This window comes from uncultured Mycobacterium sp. (assembly GCF_964249325.1).
In the GTDB taxonomy this organism is placed as follows: Bacteria; Actinomycetota; Actinomycetes; order Mycobacteriales; family Mycobacteriaceae; genus Mycobacterium.
In genome coordinates, this window is record NZ_CAXUCH010000122.1 from 11,271 (window position 1) to 12,919 (window position 1,649).

A 1,649-nucleotide genomic window follows, 5' to 3' on the forward strand; every position below is an offset into this window, starting at 1 on the left:
CGCCCGCAACGCCCGGTCCTGCGCCGAGGCCGCAATCTTCATCGGGGCCCCGGACGTATTAGCTTGGGAGCCCGACGATGTCGACAGCGAGCGCTGGGCGCGCGACCTGCTGTTCTTCCCCATGACCGGGATCGCAGGCGGCACCACCGAGATCCAGAAGAACACGATCGCCGAACGGCTGCTCGGGCTGCCCCGCGAGCGACACCTCGACCGCGATGTGCCGTTCAACCAGATTGCACGCTGAAAACCGGCGCTGATCCCTACCGAGGCAACGGGTGTTTATTCCAGATGTAGTGAGCGAAGAGCACGCCGAGCTGCGTGCGACGGTTCGCCGCTTTCTGCAAAACCGCTGCCCCGAGGCTGCGGTGCGGCGTGCCATCGACAGCGACAGCGGCTACGACGCTCAGTTGTGGAGCCAGATGGCCGGCCAACTGGGCCTACACGGACTCGGCCTGCCGGAAGCCTACGGCGGCTCCGGGTACGGCCCGCAAGAAACAACCATCGTTTTCGAGGAACTCGGGCGCGCGCTGGTACCGTCACCGTTCTTCGCCACCGTTGCCCTGGCGGCCGGGCTGCTTGTCGCGCTCGGCGACCAAGACGCCAATCAGCGCTACCTGCCGGCAATTGCCGGCGGCGAGTTCATCGCCACCGTCGCTGCCGCCGAGGGCGCCGCGTCCTGGCAGCCGCAAGACCTGTCGGACGTGGTGGCCGAGCACCGTGACGGCCAGTGGCGGCTTTCCGGCGAGAAAACCACCGTCTTGGCCGCCGACGCGGCCGGGCTGATCCTGGTTGTCGTGACCGCCGGCACCCAAACCAGCGTGTATGCCGTGGATCCGGGAGCGCCGGGTGTCACGGTCGTCGCCTTGTCGCCCCTCGACCTCACCCGGCGCCAATCCAAGGTGCGCTTCGATAACGCGCCGGCCACACTGGTCGGTGAGCATGGCGGCGCCGGCCCGGCCGTGGCGGCGATGCTGGATAGCGCATCGGTGGCGCTGGCCGCCGAACAAGCCGGAGCCGCAGGGTATTTGCTGCAGATGTGCATGGACTATGCGAAACTACGCCATCAGTTCGGGCGCCCGATCGGCGCGTTCCAGGCGATCCAGCACATGGCGGCCGACATGACCATCGGCGTGGACGGCGCGCAGCTCCTGGTGCGGGAAGCAATCTCGCGCCTGGCGAAGGGTCAGCCGGCCGGCGTCGAGGTGTCGCAGGCCAAGGCGTTCGCCAACGAGAAGTGCCTGCAGGCCGCCCGCATGGCGCAGCAGATCCATGGCGGGATCGGCTTCATCGCGGAGTTCGACCAGCAGCTCTGGTACCGCCGGGTGGCGGCGTGGAGCCTGCGGTGCGGCACGGCGCCGGAGCACCGGGCGCGGGTGGCGGAAGCCCTGCTGGACCGTCCCGGCATCGTGCGGCTGGGCTACGACCTGTCGGTGGACGAGGCGCCGCAGGACGTTCCGGCACGGCTGCTCGGCGCCGCGTGAGGGTTCAGCGCCAGCCGCATCACTTCCACCTCTCCATGAAGGTTCGGATGCGGTCGGCGTCCGCCTGCGACGCCGGGGTGTAGACGATCATGCCCAGCTCCGGCCGGCCATCGACGGCGAAGGCAGAGAACTCCAACTCCAGCAGGCCGGCGTGCGGGTGGCGGATGC

At 69.0% G+C, this 1,649-nt stretch carries 1 protein-coding gene; it reads left to right on the plus strand.

Annotation, left to right across the window (positions count from 1 at the left end; all coding sequences use genetic code 11):
* The first annotated feature begins 293 nt into the window (after positions 1 to 293).
* Complete coding sequence (locus tag ACFE99_RS15555) at positions 294 to 1,481, plus strand: acyl-CoA dehydrogenase family protein (protein ID WP_375486785.1); 1,188 nt, start codon at positions 294 to 296, stop codon at positions 1,479 to 1,481.
* Positions 1,482 to 1,649 lie beyond the last annotated feature (168 nt).